Genomic DNA, 20527 nt, shown 5'->3' on the forward strand with positions numbered 1-20527 from the left:
AATGCCACGTCGTTCTGATCTCAACCACGTGCTGGTCATCGGGTCGGGCCCGATCGTGATCGGCCAGGCCTGTGAATTCGACTACTCGGGCACACAGGCCTGCCGCGTGCTGCGCTCCGAGGGGATCCAGGTCAGCCTGGTCAACTCGAACCCGGCCACGATCATGACCGACCCCGAGTACGCCGACAACACCTACGTCGAACCGATCACCGCCGCTTTCGTCGAGAAGGTCATCGCCCAGCAGGCCGCGCGCGGCAACAAGATCGACGCCCTGCTGGCCACGCTCGGCGGGCAGACCGCGCTCAACACCGCGGTCGCGCTGCACGAGAACGGTGTGCTGGAGCGCTACGGCGTCGAACTCATCGGCGCGGACTTCGAGGCCATCCAGCGCGGTGAGGACCGGCAGAAGTTCAAGGACATCGTCGCCAAGGTCGGAGGCGAATCCGCCCGCAGCCGCGTCTGTTTCACGATGGACGAGGTCCGCGAGACCGTCGCCGAACTCGGCCTGCCCGTCGTGGTGCGGCCCAGCTTCACCATGGGCGGCCTGGGCTCGGGCATGGCGTACTCGGCCGAGGACGTCGAACGGATGGCCGGTGACGGCCTGGCCGCGTCGCCGTCGGCGAACGTGCTGATCGAGGAATCGATCTACGGCTGGAAAGAATACGAGCTCGAGCTCATGCGCGACGGCCGCGACAACGTCGTGGTGGTCTGCTCGATCGAGAACTTCGACCCCATGGGCGTGCACACCGGCGACTCGGTGACCGTCGCGCCCGCGATGACGCTGACCGACCGTGAATACCAGAAGATGCGCGACCTGGGCATCGCGATCCTGCGCGAGGTCGGCGTGGACACCGGCGGCTGCAACATCCAGTTCGCGGTCAACCCGAGGGACGGCAGGCTCATCGTCATCGAGATGAACCCGCGCGTGTCGCGGTCCTCGGCGCTCGCGTCGAAGGCCACCGGGTTCCCGATCGCCAAGATCGCCGCGAAACTGGCCATCGGCTACACGCTCGACGAGATCCTCAACGACATCACCAAGGAAACCCCGGCCTGCTTCGAGCCGACCCTGGACTACGTCGTGGTCAAGGCGCCGCGGTTCGCGTTCGAGAAGTTCCCCGGCGCCGATGCCACGCTGACGACCACCATGAAGTCGGTCGGCGAGGCGATGTCGTTGGGCCGCAACTTCATCGAGGCACTCGGCAAGGTCATGCGGTCGCTGGAGACCACCCGCGCCGGCTTCTGGACCGCACCGGATCCCGACACCACCGTCGAGCAGCTGCTGACCAACCTGCGCACCGCGCAGGACGGCCGCATCTACGACATGGAGCTCGCGCTGCGCCTCGGTGCGTCCGTCGAACAGGTCTCCGAGGCCTCCGGCGTGGACCCGTGGTTCGTCGAGCAGATCGCCGGGCTGGTCGACCTGCGCGCCGAACTGGTCGAGGCGCCCGTCCTCGACGCCGACCTGCTGCGCCGCGCCAAGTACAGCGGCCTGTCGGACCGCCAGATCTCGGCGCTGCGACCGGAACTGGCCGGTGAGGCCGGCGTGCGCGCGCTGCGCCAGCGGCTGGGCATCCACCCGGTGTTCAAGACCGTCGACACGTGCGCGGCCGAGTTCGACGCCAAGACGCCGTACCACTACAGCAGCTACGAGCTCGATCCCGCGGCCGAGACCGAGGTGGCGCCGCAGACCGAGAAGCCCAAGGTGCTGATCCTCGGATCCGGGCCCAACCGCATCGGCCAGGGCATCGAGTTCGACTACAGCTGCGTGCACGCCGCGACCACGTTGAGCGACGCCGGTTTCGAGACCGTGATGGTCAACTGCAACCCCGAGACCGTCTCGACCGACTACGACACCGCCGACCGGCTCTACTTCGAGCCGCTGACGTTCGAGGACGTGCTGGAGATCTACCACGCCGAATCCCTTTCGGGTGAAGGCGGTCCCGGAGTGGTCGGCGTCATCGTGCAGCTGGGCGGCCAGACCCCGCTGGGCCTGGCCAAGCGCCTGGAGGACGCGGGCGTGCCGATCGTCGGCACCAGCCCCAAGGCCATCGATCTCGCGGAGGACCGCGGACACTTCGGCGAGGTGCTCACCGCCGCCGGGCTGCCCGCGCCCAAGTACGGCATGGCTACCAGCTTCGACCAGGCCCGCCGCATCGCGGCCGACATCGGCTACCCGGTGCTGGTCCGGCCGTCGTACGTGCTGGGCGGCCGCGGTATGGAGATCGTCTACGACGAGGAGACCCTGCGCGGCTACATCACCCGCGCGACGCAGCTCTCGCCCGAGCACCCGGTGCTGGTCGACCGGTTCCTCGAAGACGCCATCGAGATCGACGTCGACGCGCTGTGCGACGGCACCGAGGTCTACATCGGCGGGATCATGGAGCACATCGAGGAGGCCGGTATCCACTCCGGTGACTCGGCATGCGCACTGCCGCCGGTGACCCTGGGCCGCAGCGACATCGAAGCGGTCCGCCGCGCCACCGAGGCGATCGCCCACGGCATCGGCGTGGTCGGCCTGCTCAACGTGCAGTACGCGCTCAAGGACGACGTGCTCTACGTGCTGGAGGCCAACCCGCGCGCGAGCCGTACGGTGCCGTTCGTGTCGAAGGCCACCGCGGTGCCGTTGGCGAAGGCCTGCGCGCGCGTGATGCTGGGCGCGACCATCACGCAACTGCGCGACGAGGGGCTGCTGAGCAAGACTGGCGACGGCGCCCACGTGGGCCGCAGCACGCCGGTCGCGGTCAAGGAGGCCGTGCTGCCGTTCCACCGCTTCCGCAGGGCCGACGGCGCGCAGATCGATTCGCTGCTCGGACCGGAGATGAAATCGACCGGTGAGGTCATGGGCATCGACCACGATTTCGGCACCGCGTTCGCCAAGAGCCAGACCGCCGCATACGGTTCGCTGCCCACCGAGGGCACGGTGTTCGTGTCGGTGGCCAACCGCGACAAGCGGTCCCTGGTGTTCCCGGTGAAACGCCTGGCGGACCTCGGGTTCCGCGTCCTGGCCACCGAAGGCACCGCGGAGATGCTGCGCCGCAACGGTATTCCGTGTGACGAGGTGCGCAAGCACTACGAGGACCCGAGTGCGGCCGATCCTCGCCCTTCGGCGGTCGAGGTCATCAAGGCCGGCGAGGTCAACATGGTGATCAACACGCCGTACGGCAACTCGGGTCCGCGCGTCGACGGTTACGAGATCCGCTCGGCCGCGGTCTCGATGAACATCCCGTGCGTCACCACGGTGCAGGGCGCCTCGGCCGCGGTGCAGGGCATCGAGGCCGGCATCCGCGGCGACATCGGCGTGATGTCGCTGCAGGAACTGCACAGCGAACTGGGGTCGCGCCGGTCATGACGGGATTCGGGCAGCGGCTCGACGCCGCGGTGTCGGCGCGCGGGCCGCTGTGCCCCGGCATCGACCCGCATCCGGAGCTCTTGAACGCCTGGGGCCTGACGGTCGACGCCGAGGGCCTGCGTGCGTTCTGCGACATCTGCGTCGCGGCGTTCGCGGGCTTCGCCATCGTCAAACCGCAGGTCGCGTTCTTCGAGGCCTACGGTTCGGCGGGGTTCGCGGTGCTGGAGGACACCATCGCGGCGCTGCGCGCCGAAGGTGTGCTGGTGCTCGCCGACGCCAAACGCGGCGACATCGGCTCCACGATGGCGGCCTACGCCGCGGCGTGGGCCGGTGATTCGCCGCTGGCCGCCGACGCCGTGACGGCGTCGCCGTACCTCGGATTCGGTTCGTTACGACCACTTCTGGACACCGCGGTGGCCAACGGCCGCGGCGTGTTCGTGCTCGCCGCGACCTCCAATCCCGAGGGTGTCGGCCTGCAACGCGCCGTGGCAGGCGACGTCACCGTCGCGCAGTCGATCGTCGACGCGGTCGCGCAGGCGAACCGGGAGGCGGATCCGGCGGCGCGCGACGGCGATCCGGTGGGCCCGTTCGGTGTCGTGGTGGGCGCGACGGTGGCCGATCCGCCCGACCTGCACATGCTGGGCGGCCCGGTGCTGGTACCCGGCGTCGGTGCGCAGGGCGGTAGACCGGAGGCGCTGGGCGGCCTCGGGAATGCGCGACGCCTGCTGCCCGCGGTCTCCCGCGAGGTGCTGCGCGCGGGACCCGCCGTCGACGACGTGCGGGCCGCGGCCGAACGACTGCGCGACCAGGTGGCCTATCTGGCCTGACGGGCCCACCACGCGACAGCGCCATTGCGCCGACAATCGTCGGTCCAACGGCTCAGGTACGAGCCGGATTTCAGATGTGTCCGGGCCGGCAGCCCTGTGCCGGTGCGGCGACGTTCGTGCCGGCAGCGATGAGCAGCGCGACGAGCGCTGACATACAACGGGATTCGGATCGCCGCGCGAGTTCGCCTGCGGCGCAGTCCATCACGAGGCCATCGCGGGGCCGTCGCGGGGCCGTCGTGGCGCATCCAGACGCTGACAGTCAGAACCCCCGGTTGTGGCGACACCAACTCGAATGCGCCGGCGACGGCGGTCCTCGCCCGGTGCCGTGCCACCCCGGTGAGACCAGGGGAGTGGGAGACGTCCGCCGGGGGGATCCGGTCACGCCTGGTTCCACGGGCCCTCCGGGCGCCCTGGATGGCCCCTGACTGGCTCCTGGAAGGTCATCCGGCAGCCCGGGACGGTGCTCTCCGGATTCGTGGCCGTCTGGGCGCCCTGGTGGTGACAACTGCCGAAGTCACACGCGGTTCCGCCGATCCGGCCGCCGTCACGCCCGCAGGGGGTGCGATCCGGGCGGATCGCGAACCGGCAGGTGCAACGAATGCGCAGGTCAAGGCCGTGATGTGCATCTTCGGCCTGTGGTCGGGGCATGCGTGGAGTACGCGACGGGCGAAGGTTGCTCAGGCGGTCTGTGCATCTGCGTTGCGTGGATCGTGGCGTCGTGGAACGTTTCGACCGCGTCATTTGACCCGCCCGTCAGGGCCTCGACACGCCCGACACGCAGTGACCAGCGAAAATTTTCTTCAACCGGTGCCACGGCCCGGTCCGCGGGCGACCGGTCTGCCGCAGGCCGTTCCCCAAGCGTCCGGCGAAGGCCTCCGAAAACCGTTGACGTGCAGGAATATCCAGATATCTGCCCGAAGAGCGGCGCCGAATCCCGCCGTCGGCGACCGATCGGGGGCGCGCGCCGGGGTGCACTACACGCTGGGCTTTTGGCGCTGTAACCAGGGGGTGGGGTTAGCTTTCGTCAGCTTGCGTGGGTACGGTCATCGTCGCTGGCTGTGTTTGTGCTCCAGCCGAGACAAATCAAGTTATGGCCGAGAAGATCGCCAGGAGACGGAGGAACCCGTGGCCCTTCCCCAGTTGACCGACGAACAGCGCGCGGCAGCGTTGGAGAAGGCTGCTGCCGCACGTCGAGCGCGAGCCGAGCTCAAGGATCGACTCAAGCGCGGCGGCACCAACCTCAAGCAGGTGCTCACCGACGCCGAGACCGACGAGGTCCTCGGCAAGATGAAGGTTTCCGCGCTGCTGGAAGCTCTGCCCAAGGTGGGCAAGGTCAAGGCGCAGGAAATCATGACCGAACTGGAGATCGCTCCGACCCGCCGTCTGCGCGGCCTCGGCGATCGCCAGCGCAAGGCCTTGCTGGAGAAGTTCGACCAGTCGTAAGGCGCGCAGATTGACTGTCGGCCGTGGGGCCGGACAACGCGCGACTGATGGGCCCGCACGGGCCCGGGTCGTCGTGCTGTCCGGCCCCTCAGCTGTCGGGAAGTCAACCGTGGTCCGCTGTCTGCGGGAACGGCTTCCTGACCTGTACTTTTCCGTGTCCGTCACCACCAGGGCGCCCCGTCCCGGGGAGGTCGACGGCGTGGACTACACCTTTGTCAGCCCGGAACGCTTCCAGCAGTTGATCGACGACGGGGAACTGCTCGAATGGGCCGAGATCCACGGCGGTCTGCACCGCTCGGGCACGCCCGCCGCGCCCGTCCGTGAGGCCACCAGGGCAGGCCGACCGGTACTGATCGAGGTCGACCTGGCCGGCGCGAGGGCCGTCAAGCAGGCCATGCCCGAGGTCGTCTCGGTGTTCCTGGCCCCGCCGAGCTGGGACGAACTCGTGCGCCGCCTGTCCGGCCGCGGCACCGAAACGCCCGAGGTGATGGCCCGGCGCCTGGACACCGCCAGAGCCGAAATGGCTGCACAATCCGATTTCGACCGCGTCGTGGTGAACCGGCAGTTGGATTCGGCATGCGCGGAATTGGTATCCTTGCTGGTGGACAGCTGACGACTCACCGTGCCGACCGACGAACTCGGGCGCATTCGGGTTGTGAGCCACCGGTCACGCTGTTCACAAATGCATTCACGGCATTCGTAACCAACAACCGCCAGGAGACTTCTTCGTGAGCACCCCGCACGCCGATGCGCAGCTGAACGCTGCGGACGACCTCGGTATCGATTCGTCCGCTGCCAGCGCCTACGACACGCCGTTGGGCATCACCAACCCGCCCATCGACGAGTTGCTGTCGCGCGCGTCGAGCAAGTACGCGCTGGTGATCTACGCCGCCAAGCGGGCCCGCCAGATCAACGATTACTACAACCAGCTCGGCGACGGCATCCTCGAATACGTCGGCCCGCTGGTCGAGCCCGGCCTGCAGGAGAAGCCCCTCTCGATCGCGCTGCGCGAGATCCACGGGGACCTGCTCGAGCACACCGAAGGCGAATAGCCAGGCAAGGGCCGGTTCGTGAGCGCGCGCAAGCGGATCGTCGTCGGCGTCGCCGGCGGGATCGCCGCCTACAAGGCGTGCACTGTTGTCCGTCAACTCACCGAGGCTGGGCATTCGGTGCGGGTCGTCCCCACCGAGTCCGCGTTGCGCTTCGTCGGTGCCGCGACCTTCGAGGCGCTGTCCGGTAACCCGGTGCACACCGGGGTGTTCACCGACGTCCGCGAGGTGCAGCACGTCCGCATCGGCCAGCAGGCCGACCTCGTCGTCATCGCACCTGCCACCGCCGATCTCCTGGCCCGCGCGGTCGCGGGGCGTGCCGACGATCTGCTGACCGCCACGCTGCTCACCGCACGATGCCCCGTGCTGTTCGCGCCTGCCATGCACACCGAGATGTGGTTGCACCCGGCCACCGTCGACAACGTGGCCACGCTGCGCCGTCGCGGTGCGGTGGTGCTGGAACCGGCGTCCGGACGTCTCACAGGCGCCGACAGCGGCCCGGGCCGGCTCCCTGAGGCCGAGGAGATCACCACACTCGCGCAGCTGCTGCTGGAACGCGCCGACGCGCTTCCCTACGACATGGCCGGGGTCAAGGCCCTGGTGACCGCTGGTGGTACGCGTGAGCCGCTCGACCCGGTCCGTTTCATCGGCAACCGCAGCTCCGGCAAGCAGGGCTACGCCGTCGCGCGTGTGCTGGCCCAGCGTGGCGCCGACGTGACGCTCATCGCGGGCAACACGGCCGGTCTGATCGATCCCGCGGGCGTCGAGATGGTCCACATCGGCTCGGCGACCCAGCTGCGCGACGCGGTGTCCAAGCACGCACCCGACGCGAACGTTCTGGTGATGGCCGCCGCGGTCGCCGACTTCCGTCCTGCGCACGTTGCCGCCGCGAAGATCAAGAAGGGCGCCTCGGAACCCAGCTCGATCGATCTTGTCCGCAACGACGACGTGCTGGCCGGAGCGGTCCGCGCCAGGGCCGACGGACAGTTGCCAAACATGCGCGCGATCGTCGGTTTCGCCGCGGAAACCGGGGACGCGAACGGCGACGTGCTGTTCCACGCCAGGGCGAAACTCGAGCGTAAGGGCTGTGACCTGCTGGTCGTCAACGCCGTGGGGGAGAACCGGGCATTCGAGGTGGACCACAACGACGGATGGTTGCTGAGTGCCGACGGCACCGAGTCCGCACTGGAGCACGGGTCGAAGACGCTGATGGCCACCCGTATCGTGGACTCGATTGCGGCCTTCCTGAAGAGCCAGGACGGGTAGCGAGAGCAGTAACACGACCATCGCATCCGGATTGCGCGAAAGGGTTGCGCGGCAGCGTCCCAAGCGCTTGGGTGCAACAGGGCAGAATTGAGATTCGCCCGACTAACTAATTTGAGATGTTTCAAGGAAGGACGCGGACCGTGAGCAAAGGTCGCCTGTTTACCAGTGAGTCGGTAACCGAAGGGCACCCCGACAAGATCTGTGACGCAATCAGCGACTCTGTGCTCGACGCGCTGCTGGAGCAGGATCCCAAGTCCCGCGTCGCCGTCGAGACGCTGGTCACCACCGGTCAGGTGCACGTCGCCGGTGAGGTGACCACCACGGCGTACGCCGACATCCCCAAGATCGTGCGCGACCGCATCCTCGACATCGGCTACGACTCGTCGACCAAGGGCTTCGACGGCGCCTCGTGCGGCGTCAACGTGGCGATCGGTGCGCAGTCGCCCGACATCGCCCAAGGCGTCGACACCGCCCACGAGACCCGCGTCGAGGGCAAGGCCGACCCGCTGGACCTGCAGGGCGCAGGCGACCAGGGCCTGATGTTCGGCTACGCCATCGGCGACACCCCCGAACTCATGCCGCTGCCCATCGCGCTGGCCCACCGCCTCGCGCGCCGCCTGACCGAGGTGCGCAAGAACGGTGTGCTGGACTACCTGCGGCCCGACGGCAAGACCCAGGTCACCATCCAGTACGACGGCACCACCCCGGTGCGGTTGGACACCGTGGTGCTGTCCACCCAGCACGCCGACGGCATCGACCTGGAGGGCACCCTCACGCCCGACATCCGCGAGAAGGTCGTCAACACCGTGCTCGCCGATCTCGGCCATGAGACCCTCGACACGTCCGACTACCGCCTGCTGGTCAACCCGACGGGCAAGTTCGTCCTCGGCGGCCCCATGGGCGACGCCGGCCTGACCGGCCGCAAGATCATCGTCGACACCTACGGCGGCTGGGCCCGCCACGGCGGTGGCGCCTTCTCGGGCAAGGATCCGTCAAAGGTCGACCGCTCGGCCGCCTACGCGATGCGCTGGGTCGCCAAGAACGTCGTCGCCGCTGGCCTGGCCGAGCGCGTCGAGGTGCAGGTCGCCTACGCGATCGGCAAGGCCGCCCCGGTGGGTCTGTTCGTGGAGACCTTCGGCAGCGAGACCGTCGACCCGGCCAAGATCGAGAAGGCCATCGGCGAGGTGTTCGACCTGCGTCCCGCCGCGATCGTGCGCGACCTCGACCTGCTGCGCCCGATCTACGCGCCCACCGCCGCGTACGGACACTTCGGCCGCACCGACATCGAGCTGCCGTGGGAGCAGACCAACAAGGTGGACGACCTGAAGTCCGCCATCTGATTTCGTCTTGTCCGGAACTGCCCGATCTCTTCGGAGATTGGGCAGTTCTGCGTCTGACGGCGATAAAAGTGCGATGAGCGCAACCCTGGATCGAAACGTCCGACTGGTTTACAGTTCGGCCCGTTTGAGTGCCTGGCAGATAGGTGAGTGATGTCGATCTACACCGAAGACCTCACGAAGTTCTACGGAACGACGCGAGCCCTTGAAGGCGTGTCGATCTCCGTCGACCAAGGGGAGATTCTCGGTGTCGTGGGCAGCAGCGGATCGGGCAAGAGCACGCTCGTCCGCAACATCGCGCTGCTCGAACGCCCCACGCGCGGCCGCGTCGTGCTCGACGGGCAGGACCTGACCGCGCTGTCGGAGAAGGAACTGCGCGGCGCACGCCGCCGGCTGGGCAACGTCTTCCAGTCGGCGAACCTGCTCGACAACCGCACCGCGCGCGCCAACATCGAGTACCCCCTGGAGATCGCGGGCTGGGACCGCAAGAAGCGGTGGTACCGCGCGCAGGAGCTGCTCGAGCTCGTCGGGCTGCCGGGCCGGGGCGACGCCTACCCCGCGCAGCTGTCCGGAGGGCAACAACAACGCGTGGGCATCGCCCGCGCGCTCGCGGCGCATCCCACCGTGATCCTGGCCGACGAACCCACCAGCGCGCTGGATCCGACGACCACGCAGGAGATCCTCACGCTGCTGACCAATCTGCGCGACGAACTCGACGTCACCGTGCTGTTGATCACCCACGATTTGTCGATCGTGCGGCAGATCGCCGACCGCGTCACCGTGCTGTCCGAGGGCCGCGTCGTCGCCCAGGGCTCGCTGGCCGACGTGGCCGGTGATCCCGCGTCGGGTCTGCTGCCACCCCTGAGTGATCCACCGCCGCCCACCGACGACGAACTGATCCTCAACGTGCACGCGGGCGCCGACGCCTCGGGCGCGTTCATCGGCGCGCTGGTGCGTGAGCTCAACACCGATGTGCGCATCCTCGACGGCGAGGTGCTGCGCCTCGGCGGCCAGTCGGTGTCGCAGTTCCAACTTGCGCTCACCGGCATCGACCACTCGGCGGCCGACCGGGCCGAGGAATACGTGCGGTGGTTCGAGCGCAACGGCTTGACCGCCGTGCGCGTGGGCGAACGGAGCCTGGTGTGAACGCATTCACCGAGTGGCTCGACGATTCGATCCTGTTCACCACCGACGCGGTGCCGGTGGCCGTCGGCCAGACCCTGCAACTGGTCTTCGTGCCGTTCTTCTTCGTGGTGCTGCTCGGCATCCCGCTGGGCGTACTGCTCTATGTCACCGCACCGGGCGGCCTGGCCCCGATCCGCTGGCTCAACAGCTCGCTGGGCGTGGTGGTCAACGTCACGCGCTCGCTGCCGTTTCTGGTGCTGGTGATCGCGCTGTGGCCGCTGGGCCGGCTGTTGGTCGGCTCGAGTCTGGGCACCGTCGCCGCGATGGTGCCACTGACCATCGGCACCATCCCGTTTCTCGCGCGGCTGGTGGAATCGTCGCTGCGCGAAGTCGATTCGGGCAAGATTGACGCGGCCCGCGTGGTCGGCGCCACACGCTGGCAGATCATCACGAAAACACTTCTGCCCGAGGCGATCAGCGGGATCATCGCCGGGCTGACCATCACGATCATTGCGTTGCTGGGCTTCTCGGCGCTGGCGGGCGTGATCGGTGGCGGCGGCCTGGGCGACCTGGCGATCCGGTACGGCGCCCGTTCGTACGACGGCCCGGTCCTGTGGTCGACGGTGCTGCTGCTCATCGTGTTCGCGCAGATCTTCCAGGTCGTCGGCGACTACTTCGCTCGCAAGACCGATCACCGCGCGCGCCGATCCGCAGGCGGCGCGGGCGACGCCGGTGAGGCCCAGCGCCTCTCGGCATGACTTTCTGCCCCTCCCATCACAACTGACAGGAACGGAAAACAAACATGTCCACACCCGAGAACATCGACGGCCCACCCAGATCGAAGACACCGCTGTACGCGGGCATCGCGGCCGTCGTCGTGGTGGTCCTCGTCGTCGCCGGGTTCTTGTGGCTGCGCGGATCCGGTGAGAAGAAACTCACGGTCGCCGCGACGCAGGTGCCGCACGCCGAGATCCTCGAGTTCATCAAGAACGGCCAGGCCAAGGACGCCGGACTGGACTTCGACATCCGCGTGTTCGACGACTACTCGCTGGGCAACCGCTGGCTGGCCGAGGGCGACATCGACGCCAACTACTTCCAGCACAAGCCCTACCTCGACGAGCAGGTCGCCGACTTCGGCTACCAGTTGCACGCCTTCCCGGGCGTGCACATCGAGCCCTACGCCGCGTTCTCCGAGAAGTACCGCAGCGCAAACGATCTCCCGGACGGCGCCAAGATCAGCATCACCGACGACGGCTCGAACCAGGCTCGTGCCCTGGCTCTGCTGGCCTCCAAACACCTCGTCACGCTGCCCACCGACGGGCCCGTGAACGTGCACACCATCGGCAACCCGAAAAACCTGCAGTTCATCGAGGCCGCACCGGATCTGCAGGCCAAGGCAGTTCCGGACGTCGACCTGGCGATCCTCAACGGCAACTACTTCCTCGACGCCGGATACACACTCAAGGACGCGTTGATCGTCGAATCGCTGGAGAACAACCAGTACGCGAACTTCCTGGTGAGCCGTGAGGACAACCAGGACGATCCCGACATCGTCAAGCTCAACGAGCTGCTGCACAGCGACGCCACGCGCGACTTCATCAAGGAGCGCTGGCCCGGCGGAGACGTCTCGCCGGCGTTCTGATTCTCGGCGACAGCCGCCAAAGCGACGAAATCGTCGCAATCCCAACCGGATTGCGACGATTTCGTCGTTCTCGGGACTAGCTGTGCAGCGCCTCGCGAAGTGCGGCGAGGCCACGGTCGAACGCCTCGGTGGCGGCGGGCACCACACCCGAGTAGCCGAGGTAGCCGTGCACCAGCGTGTCGGCGTTGTCCAACTGCACCGGAACCCCGGCCGCGGCCAGCAAGTCGCCGTAGTGCACACCGTCATCACGCAGCGGATCGTGACCGGCCACCGCGATGTAGGCGGGCGCCAGACCCGACAGGTCGTCGTGGCGCGCGGGCACCAGCGTGGCAGGCGGATCGGTCAGGTCGACATGACCGGCGTACCAGGCCGAGAAGCCCTTGACGGCATCGATCGCGAGGACCGGGGCGTCGGCGTTCTCGGCGAACGACGGCAGCGACGTGTCCCACGTGGTGGCCGGGTACCACAGCAGCTGCATCCGTAGCGCCGGCGCGCCCGCGTCACGCGCGAGCTGCGCGACCACGGCGGCGAGGTTGCCGCCCGCGGAGTCGCCGGCCACCGCGAGCCGCTCGGCGTCGCCACCGAGCTCCTCGGCATGCGCGGCGACCCACTGCGTGGCGGCCCACACGTCGTCGACCGCCGCGGGGTACGGATGCTCGGGCGCGAGCCGGTAGTCCACGGACACCACGACCGCCTCGGCGCCCGCGGCGTGGCGCCGCGCGGTGGCGTCGTAGCTGTCCAGGTCGCCGACCGACCAGCCGCCGCCGTGAAAAAACAGCACGACCGGCAGTTTCACGCCTTCGGCGGTCGGCGGACGGTAGACCCGGACGCCGATGGGGCCGGCCGGGCCTTCGATCGTGCGGTCGTGCACGCTCAGCTCGGGATGGATCTCCGCGCGCGGCAGTTCGCTGAATTTGCGGCGCGCCTCCTCGACACCATCGGCGGTGGACAGTTGGAACGGCACAAGCTCCAGTACCTTCTGCAGAATGGCATCGAGGGCCGGTTTCTCGTCAGCAACAGACACACCGACACGGTACGCACACCGCGCGACGTCGTGGTTGTGGGGCGCCGCGGCCGTCGTCGGTGCAGGTTACGGCGTCTTTCTCATCGTCACGGCCCTACGGCTGCCCGCGGGCGCCGCGCTCACCGGCCAGTTCGCCGCGCAGCCCGCGGTCAAGGCGCTCGCCGCGGTCCTGCTGGCCGCCGCCGCATGCACCCACCCGATCCGGCGCGAGCGCCGCTGGCTGGTCGCCGCGCTGCTGTTCTCGGCCGTGGGCGACTTCCTGCTGGCCATCCCGTGGTGGGAGCCGTCGTTCGTCGGGGGTCTCGCGGCCTTCCTCGTGGCGCACCTGTGCTTCCTGGCCGCGCTGCTGCCGTTGGCGCGCCGCACCCCGGGCCGCCTGACCGCCGTGGCCGTCACGGTCGTCGCGTGCCTGGCGTTGTTGGCCTGGTTCTGGCCGCGGCTCGTCGAACAGGGCATGGCCGTGCCGGTCACCGCCTACATCGCGGTGCTGGGCGCCATGGTGTGTGCGGCGCTGCTGGCCGGGCTGCCGACGCCGTGGACGGCCGCGGGCGCGGTGTGCTTCGCAGTGAGCGACGCGATGATCGGCATGAGCGAGTTCGTGCGTGGTGATCAACTGCTGGCCGTACCGATCTGGTGGGCGTACGCGGCGTCGCTGCTGCTGATCACCGCGGGCCTGTTCACGAAACGCGGGACACCTGCGCAGTGACCCTCACCCGGCGTGCAGCAGAACACGAACCGATCGCCCGGGTACTGCCCATGCTGTCGGTTCCACATCTGGACCGCGAGTTCGACTACCTGGTGTCGGAGGAACTGTCCGACAACGCCCAGCCCGGTGTGCGGGCCAAGGTGCGGTTCCACGGCAGGCTGGTCGACGCGTTCATCCTCGAACGCCGCTCCGACACCGACCACGAGGGCAGGCTCGGCTGGCTCGACAAGGTGGTCTCACCGGAACCCGTGCTGACCACCGATGTGCGGCGCCTGGTCGACGCGGTGGCCGCGCGGTACGCGGGCACGCGTCCCGACGTGCTGCGCTTGGCGATCCCGCCACGCCACGCCACCGTCGAGAAACAGACGCCCGCCGAGCCCGAACCGGTCCCCGCGATCGACATCGACAGCAGCGGCTGGGCCCGGTATGCGCGCGGCGAACAGTTCCTCACCGCGCTCGGTGAGGGACGCGCCGCGCGCGCCGTGTGGCAGGCGCTGCCCGGCGAGCAGTGGCCGCAACGGCTGGCCGAGGCGGCCGCGGCGACGGTCAACGCGGGCCAGGGCGTGCTGGCGATCATGCCCGACCAGCGCGATGTCGACGCCCTGCACGCGGCCGTCACCGCCCACGTCCCCGAGTCACGCGTGGTGGCGCTGTCGGCGGGGCTCGGGCCCTCGGCGCGGTACCGCCGCTGGCTCGCGGCGCTGCGCGGCCACGCGCGGGTGGTGATCGGAACCCGCAGCGCGGTTTTCGCGCCGGTGGCCGATCTGGGCCTGATCCTGGTGTGGGACGACGGCGACGACAACCTCGCCGAACCGCGTGCCCCGTATCCGCACGCACGTGAGGTCGCCATGCTGCGTGCCCACCAATTGCGTTGTGCGGCAGTCATCGGCGGCTATGCGCGCACCGCGGAGGCCCACGCGCTGGTGCGGACGCGGTGGGCACACGACCTGGTGGCGACCCGGTCGGTGGTGCGCAGCGTCGCGCCGCGCGTCGTCGCGTTGGAGGAGAGCAGGTATCAGCAGGAGCGGGACCCGGCCGCGCACAGCGCACGACTGCCCTCGATGGCGCTGCAGGCCGCGCGCACGGCGCTGGACGCCGACCGCCCGGTGCTCATCCAGGTGCCGCGGCGCGGGTATGTGCCCGCACTCGCGTGCGCACGGTGCCGCACCGTGACCCGGTGCAGGCACTGCACCGGCCCGCTCGCGCTGCCCGATCGCGACAGCGCCGCCGCCCAGTGCCGCTGGTGCGGGCGGGCCGAACCCGCGTTGCGCTGTGCGCGTTGTGGTTCCGACGCGGTACGCGCGGTCGTGGTCGGGGCCCGCCGCACCGCCGAGGAACTCGGGCGCGCGTTCCCCGGCACACCGGTGATCACCTCGGGCGGTGACACCGTGGTGTCCGACGTACGGGGGACACGTGCACTCGTGGTGTCGACCCCGGGCGCCGAACCCGCCGCCGACGGCGGTTACGGCGCGGCGCTTCTGCTCGACGCGTGGGCGCTGCTGGGCAGACAGGACCTGCGCGCCGCCGAGGACACGCTGCGGCGGTGGATGGCGGCCGCGGCGCTCGTGCGGCCCCGCGCCGACGGCGGTGTGGTCGCGGTGGTAGCCGAATCGGTGCTGCCGACCGTGCAGGCGCTCATCCGCTGGGATCCCGTGGGCCACGCCGACGCCGAGCTCGACAGCCGCGGTGAGGTGGGACTGCCGCCCGCGGTACACATGGCCGCGGTGGACGGCACCCCGAAAGCCGTGACGGCGCTGCTGGACCACGCCCTGTTGCCCGAGGGGGCCGAGCGGTTGGGTCCGGTCGACCTGCCGTTCGGTGCCCGCAGGCCACCCGGTCTCGACGCCGATGCCGAGGTCAGTCGCATGCTCGTACGCGTGCCCCGCGCGGGCGGCCTGGCGCTCGCGGCCGCGCTGCGGCGCGCGACCGCGGTGCTAAGCGCACGCCACGACCAGGAGCCATCTCGCGTCCAGATCGACCCTTTGCACATAGGGTGATCTGCACGCTCCGCGTGCGGAGCTGAACGGCGAACCACTTGGCTCGAACAGGAGGCTGGTGTGCGACGGGTCGTGGCGTGGACGTTCACCTTGGCGCTCATCGTGTTCGGTCTGCTGTGGCCGGTGATCTTCGCAGGCGGGGGCGGCGACGCGGCAAACGTCGACGACCCGGTGGTGATCACCGACTACCGTGCCCAGTTCAGCATCGACGCCGACGGCGAGATGAAGGCCGTCGAGACCATCACCGCGGACTTCCCGAGCGGCCGGCACGGCATCTTCCGGTACTGGGATGTGGCCAATCCCAACAACCCCCATGTGCGGCAGATCCCCGAGATCACCTCGATCGACCTCGACGGCAGGCCCGCCCCGTACGAGATGCAGTGGGCCGACAACCAGCGCTTCCGCATCGCCAAGATCGGTGACCCGGACTCCACGCTGTCCTACGGCACCCACGTGTTCGAGATCGCCTACACCGTGCCCGGTGTCCTCGACCCGGGCAGTGTCGGCGCCGATCGCCGCTTCGCGGCCGAATCGGGCGATCCGCAGGCGCCAACCACGTTCTACTGGAATGTGATCGCCTCGGCGTGGAACAACTTCATCCGGCACGCCGACATCACCGTGGCGCTGCCCGCCGACGCCACGGGAGCCCAGTGCAGCGTCGGATACGGCGTCGGCACCCCGTGTGATCTCACGGTGTCCGGCAACACCGTGCGCCTCCAGGCGGACAACCTCGAGCCCAGAACCCCGGTCACCCTGCGTGCCGGGGTCGACGTGCCCACACCGGCACAGGCCGAGCTGCCGTGGCCCTACACCTGGGACCCGGTGCTGGGGCGGTCGGTTCCGCGCGTGGTCACCACCGGCGTCCTGACGGTCCTCGCCGCGTTGGGAGCGCTGATGTGGCTGCGGACCACCATCGAGCCGTCACCGGGATTCCCGGTGCAGTACGCACCGCCCGACGGACTCGGGCCGGTGCAACTGGAGTTCATCCGCACCGAGGCGGTGCCGTCGAACGGGCTCACCGCAACGCTGTTCCATCTCGCCGACCGCGGCCTGATCTCGCTGCGTCAGGAGAGCGAAACCCGCTGGAGCATCCGGGGCATGGCAGCGCCGGCAGCATGGGCCGATGCCGACGAGGTCGGGATCGCGGTGGGGGCCGCGCTCAAGGTGATGAGCCCGGGCGCGACGTTCCGCGCAGACGGATCGGTCACCGCGGGCAAGAAGCTCAACCGGGCCAAGACCGACATGGCGGACGCGGTCAAGAAGTGGGCGTTCGACGGCGGGCTCATGGTCCGCCGCCGCAAGGAACTGTGGCTGCGCGTGGCCAATCTGTTCGCGTTCATCGCGGCGCTGGCCGGTTTCTGCCTGTGGTTCGGTAGCTCGGCCACGATGGTGGGGCTGCCGTTCGCGGCGTTCTTCGCGTTCTCCGTGGGATGCTGGCCGGCCGGGCTGGGCACGCGCCGCACCCCGGCAGGGCGCGAATTATGGTCGCGCGCAGGAGGATTTCATCGCCTGCTGTCGACGGATTCGGCCGAGACCCGGTTCGACTTCGCCGCGCGCAAGGACCTCTACGTCGCCTACATCCCGTTCGCGGTCGCGGCGGGAACCGCGGCGCTGTGGGCCAAGAAGTACCAGGCGTCGGTGGGTGAGATTGCCCCGCAACCGGATTGGTATCACTCGTCGTCCGACGGCGGGTGGAAGTTCTCCGACGGGGGCGGCGGCACGAGCTTCGACAGTTTCGAGTCGGCGCTATCGTCGTCGATAAGCGCATACACCGCGTCGCAGTCGTCGTCCTCGTCCTCGTCGGGCGGCGGCGGGTCCAGCGGCGGTGGTGGCGGTGGCGGCGGCGGGGGAGGAGGCGGTTCGTGGTGACCGTGTTGTTGGTCGTGGTGCTGCTGTCGGCGGTGGCGGTGCTCATCGGTTTCGTCTCTGGGTACAACAAGCTGCGCGCTGCCGACGTGCACGTGGCCGAGGCGCTCAGCGGTATCGACGTCGAACTCACCAGGCGGGCCTCGCTGATCCCCAGCCTGGTGCACACCGTGCAGACGTTCGCCGCCCACGAGCAGGCGATCCTCAACCAGGTCACCTCGGCCCGCGCGGCGCTGGCCGCCGCGACCACGGGCACCTCGGTCGCCCAGCGCAGCGCCGCAGAACGCCAACTCGACACCGCGATCGCCGGTGTGCTGTCGCTCGGCTCGTCCTATCCGCAACTGAACTCGTCGAACAACTTCCTGCACCTGCAGCAGAACCTCGCCGACACCGAGGACAAGCTCGCGTTCGCGCGTCAGTACTACAACGACGCCGTGGCCACCCTCAACCGCATGGTGGGCAGCATCCCCTGGATGTACGTGGCGTCGGTGGCCGGGGTGTCCGAGCGCGAGTACTACCAGACACCACGGTGAGACGGTGCACGGCTTCCCTAGACTGGCGCAGTGCGCCTCGTCTTTGCCGGAACCCCCGAACCCGCGTTGCCGTCGCTGCGCCGGCTGATCGAATCCCCACGTCACGATGTGGTGGCAGTGCTGACGCGGCCTGACGCGGCCGCCGGGCGGCGCGGTAAACCCCGGCCCTCGCCCGTGGCCCAGCTGGCGCTCGAACACGGCATCCCGCTGCTGCGCCCGGACCGGCCCAACAGCGACGAGTTCGTCGCCGAGCTCACCGAGCTCGCGCCGGACTGCTGCGCGGTGGTGGCCTACGGGGCGTTGTTGAGCCAACGGCTGCTCGCCGTGCCGCGCCACGGCTGGATCAACCTGCACTTCTCGCTGCTGCCCGCATGGCGCGGCGCGGCCCCGGTGCAGGCCGCGATCGCCGCGGGTGACACCGTGACCGGCGCGACGACCTTCCAGATCGAGCCCGCGCTGGATTCCGGGCCGGTGTACGGCGTGGTGACCGAGACCGTGCGCGACACCGACACCGCCGGTGATCTCCTTGAGCGCCTTTCGGATTCGGGTGCCGAGCTGTTGGAGCGCACGATCGACGGCATCGCCGACGGGTCACTGACCGCGGTGCCACAACCGTCCGAGGGCATCACCGTCGCACCCAAGATCACCGTCGAATCGGCGCGTGTGCGCTGGGATCTGCCCGCACATGTCGTCGACCGGCGCATCCGTGCGGTCACCCCCAACCCTGGCGCGTGGACCATGATCGGTGAGCTGCGGGTCAAGGTGGGGCCGGTCACGGTCGACCAGGCTGCCGAGGCCGACGGGCCGCTGGCTCCCGGTGAGATCCGCGTGGGCCGCAACAGTGTTCACGTCGGCACCGGCTCGCATCCGGTGCGGCTGGGGCAGATCCAACCGCCGGGCAAGAAGCTCATGAACGCCGCGGACTGGGCCCGCGGCGCCCGCCTCGAAGAACCCGTGAGTGCCTCGTGAAACCCAACCACCCGCCGCGCAAACGTCCGCCGCGCCGCAAGCCGCTCGACCCGGCCCGGCGCGTCGCGTTCGACGTGCTGCGCGCGGTCTCCGAGCGCGACGCGTACGCCAATCTCGCGCTGCCCGCCATGCTCCGCGAGCGGGGGATCGACGGCCGTGACGCCGCGTTCGCCACCGAATTGACCTACGGAGCGTGCCGCAGCCTGGGCCTGCTCGACGCGGTCATCGAGCGTGCCGCCGGACGGCCGACCGACCGCATCGACCCGGTGCTGCTGGACCTGCTGCGGCTGGGCACCTATCAACTGCTGCGCACACGCGTCGAACCACACGCCGCGGTGTCGACCACGGTGGAACAGGCCGGTATCGAATTCGATTCGGCGCGAGCCGGATTCGTCAACGGGGTGTTGCGCACCATCTCGGGTCGCGACGAGCAGGCCTGGATCGCCGAGCTGGCGCCGTCGGCAGAAACCGATCCGGTGGGCCACACGGCCTTCGTACACGCCCACCCGCGCTGGATCGCGCAGGCGTTCACCGACGCCCTCGGCGCGGCGGCAGGCGAACTCGACGCGCTGCTCGCCAGCGACGACGCGCGCCCTGTCGTGCATCTGGCCGCCCGTCCCACCGCGATCACCGCCGAGGAACTCGCCGAGCAGGCCGGCGGCACCGTCGGCCGGTACTCGCCGTACGCGGTGTACCTGACCGGCGGGGACCCGGGCCGGGTGCCCGCGGTGCGCGACGGCGCGGCCCAGGTGCAGGACGAGGGCAGCCAGCTGGTGGCGCGTGCGCTCACACTCGCCGAGGTCGACGGCACCGACGAGGGGCGGTGGCTGGACCTGTGCTCGGGGCCGGGCGGCAAAACCGCGCTGCTCGCGTCGATCGGGGCAGCCTCGGGTGCCCGCGTCACCGCGGTGGAACCCGCCGAACGACGCGCCGACCTGGTCGAGGAGAACACCAGGGGCCTCGGTGTCGAGGTGCACCGCGTCGACGGCCGCGAATCCGGACTCCAACCCGGCTTCGACCGGGTACTGGTCGACGCGCCGTGCACCGGACTGGGCGCGCTGCGGCGGCGCCCCGAGTCACGGTGGCGGCGCCAACCCGGCGACGTCGCGGCGCTGACCCGGCTGCAGCGCGAACTGCTGGCCGCGGCGATCCGGCTGACCCGGCCCGGCGGGGTGGTGCTGTACGCGACGTGTTCACCGCATCTGGCCGAAACGGTCGGCGTCGTTGCCGACGCGATCCGCAGGCATCCGGTGACCGCCATGGACACCCGGCCGTTGTTCGCTCCGGTGGATGATCTGGGCGCCGGGCCGCACGTTCAGCTGTGGCCGCACCGGCACGGCACCGACGCGATGTTCGCCGCGGCCCTGCGGGTCGATCCCGACGTGCGGTGAGGA

17 protein-coding genes are annotated in these 20527 nt (G+C 69.5%); 16 read left to right on the forward strand and 1 reads right to left on the reverse strand.

The features are described from left to right. Position 1: 1 nt before the first annotated feature. The 10 genes from carB to AT701_RS15345 all read left to right on the forward strand — a co-directional run bounded on the left by carB (position 2) and on the right by AT701_RS15345 (position 12038). On the forward strand, positions 2–3349 hold the full coding sequence (carB, locus tag AT701_RS15295; protein ID WP_003894431.1) for a carbamoyl-phosphate synthase large subunit: 3348 nt from the start codon (positions 2–4) through the stop codon (positions 3347–3349). Then, positions 3346–4176: an orotidine-5'-phosphate decarboxylase gene (pyrF, locus tag AT701_RS15300; RefSeq protein ID WP_003894432.1), complete on the forward strand. Its 831-nt coding sequence runs from the start codon at positions 3346–3348 to the stop codon at positions 4174–4176. The genes carB and pyrF overlap by 4 nt, the downstream gene beginning before the upstream one ends. A gap of 1125 nt (positions 4177–5301) precedes the next feature. Further along, on the forward strand, positions 5302–5619 hold the full coding sequence (mihF, locus tag AT701_RS15305; protein ID WP_003894434.1) for an integration host factor, actinobacterial type: 318 nt from the start codon (positions 5302–5304) through the stop codon (positions 5617–5619). A gap of 10 nt (positions 5620–5629) precedes the next feature. After that, on the forward strand, positions 5630–6232 hold the full coding sequence (gene gmk, locus AT701_RS15310; RefSeq protein ID WP_011728781.1) for a guanylate kinase: 603 nt from the start codon (positions 5630–5632) through the stop codon (positions 6230–6232). A 115-nt stretch (positions 6233–6347) separates the two neighbouring features. Then, positions 6348–6671 (forward strand): DNA-directed RNA polymerase subunit omega, encoded by a 324-nt coding sequence (gene rpoZ / locus AT701_RS15320; protein WP_011728783.1) that lies wholly within the window; start codon positions 6348–6350, stop codon positions 6669–6671. A gap of 18 nt (positions 6672–6689) precedes the next feature. Beyond that, on the forward strand, positions 6690–7934 hold the full coding sequence (gene coaBC, locus AT701_RS15325; RefSeq protein WP_058126142.1) for a bifunctional phosphopantothenoylcysteine decarboxylase/phosphopantothenate--cysteine ligase CoaBC: 1245 nt from the start codon (positions 6690–6692) through the stop codon (positions 7932–7934). A gap of 140 nt (positions 7935–8074) precedes the next feature. Continuing rightward, positions 8075–9274 carry a methionine adenosyltransferase gene (metK, locus tag AT701_RS15330; RefSeq protein WP_003894439.1) on the forward strand — a complete coding sequence of 400 codons (1200 nt, stop codon included), beginning with the start codon at positions 8075–8077 and terminating at the stop codon, positions 9272–9274. Between the two features lie 150 nt (positions 9275–9424). Then, positions 9425–10417, forward strand: coding sequence for a methionine ABC transporter ATP-binding protein (locus AT701_RS15335; RefSeq protein ID WP_014877565.1), 993 nt, complete (start codon positions 9425–9427; stop codon positions 10415–10417). Beyond that, entirely contained in the window at positions 10414–11154 is a 741-nt protein-coding gene (locus tag AT701_RS15340; RefSeq protein ID WP_011728785.1) for a methionine ABC transporter permease, read from the forward strand. The genes AT701_RS15335 and AT701_RS15340 overlap by 4 nt, the downstream gene beginning before the upstream one ends. Positions 11155–11198: 44 nt before the next feature. Beyond that, entirely contained in the window at positions 11199–12038 is an 840-nt protein-coding gene (locus AT701_RS15345; RefSeq protein ID WP_011728786.1) for a MetQ/NlpA family ABC transporter substrate-binding protein, read from the forward strand. 76 nt (positions 12039–12114) lie between these two features. On the opposite strand, the gene AT701_RS15350 is transcribed toward AT701_RS15345, so the two are convergent. Then, the gene (locus AT701_RS15350; protein WP_014877566.1) at positions 12115–13062 is read right to left on the reverse strand and encodes an alpha/beta hydrolase; all 948 of its coding nucleotides are present in this window, start codon (positions 13060–13062) and stop codon (positions 12115–12117) included. Here AT701_RS15350 and AT701_RS15355 point away from each other — a divergent pair. Genes AT701_RS15355 through AT701_RS15380 form a run of 6 tightly spaced genes read left to right on the forward strand, consistent with a single transcriptional unit; the run spans position 13025 to position 20524 of the window. Beyond that, positions 13025–13768, forward strand: a complete 744-nt coding sequence (locus AT701_RS15355) for a lysoplasmalogenase (protein WP_413232155.1) — start codon at positions 13025–13027, stop codon at positions 13766–13768. The genes AT701_RS15350 and AT701_RS15355 overlap by 38 nt on opposite strands. Beyond that, complete coding sequence (locus AT701_RS15360; RefSeq protein WP_058126144.1) at positions 13765–15765, forward strand: primosomal protein N'; 2001 nt, start codon at positions 13765–13767, stop codon at positions 15763–15765. The genes AT701_RS15355 and AT701_RS15360 overlap by 4 nt, the downstream gene beginning before the upstream one ends. A 60-nt stretch (positions 15766–15825) precedes the next feature. Then, positions 15826–17634 (forward strand): DUF2207 domain-containing protein, encoded by a 1809-nt coding sequence (locus AT701_RS15365; RefSeq protein WP_058126145.1) that lies wholly within the window; start codon positions 15826–15828, stop codon positions 17632–17634. Next, a complete protein-coding gene (locus tag AT701_RS15370) occupies positions 17628–18164 on the forward strand; it encodes a LemA family protein (RefSeq protein WP_011728791.1) in 537 nt (178 codons plus the stop codon). Before AT701_RS15365 ends, AT701_RS15370 begins: the two co-directional genes overlap by 7 nt. A gap of 30 nt (positions 18165–18194) precedes the next feature. Continuing rightward, complete coding sequence (gene fmt, locus AT701_RS15375) at positions 18195–19133, forward strand: methionyl-tRNA formyltransferase (protein ID WP_011728792.1); 939 nt, start codon at positions 18195–18197, stop codon at positions 19131–19133. Beyond that, positions 19130–20524 carry an RsmB/NOP family class I SAM-dependent RNA methyltransferase gene (locus AT701_RS15380; protein ID WP_011728793.1) on the forward strand — a complete coding sequence of 465 codons (1395 nt, stop codon included), beginning with the start codon at positions 19130–19132 and terminating at the stop codon, positions 20522–20524. The genes fmt and AT701_RS15380 overlap by 4 nt, the downstream gene beginning before the upstream one ends. Positions 20525–20527 lie beyond the last annotated feature (3 nt).

Origin of the sequence: Mycolicibacterium smegmatis, from assembly GCF_001457595.1 — a bacterium.
GTDB classification, from domain to species: Bacteria; Actinomycetota; Actinomycetes; order Mycobacteriales; family Mycobacteriaceae; genus Mycobacterium; species Mycobacterium smegmatis.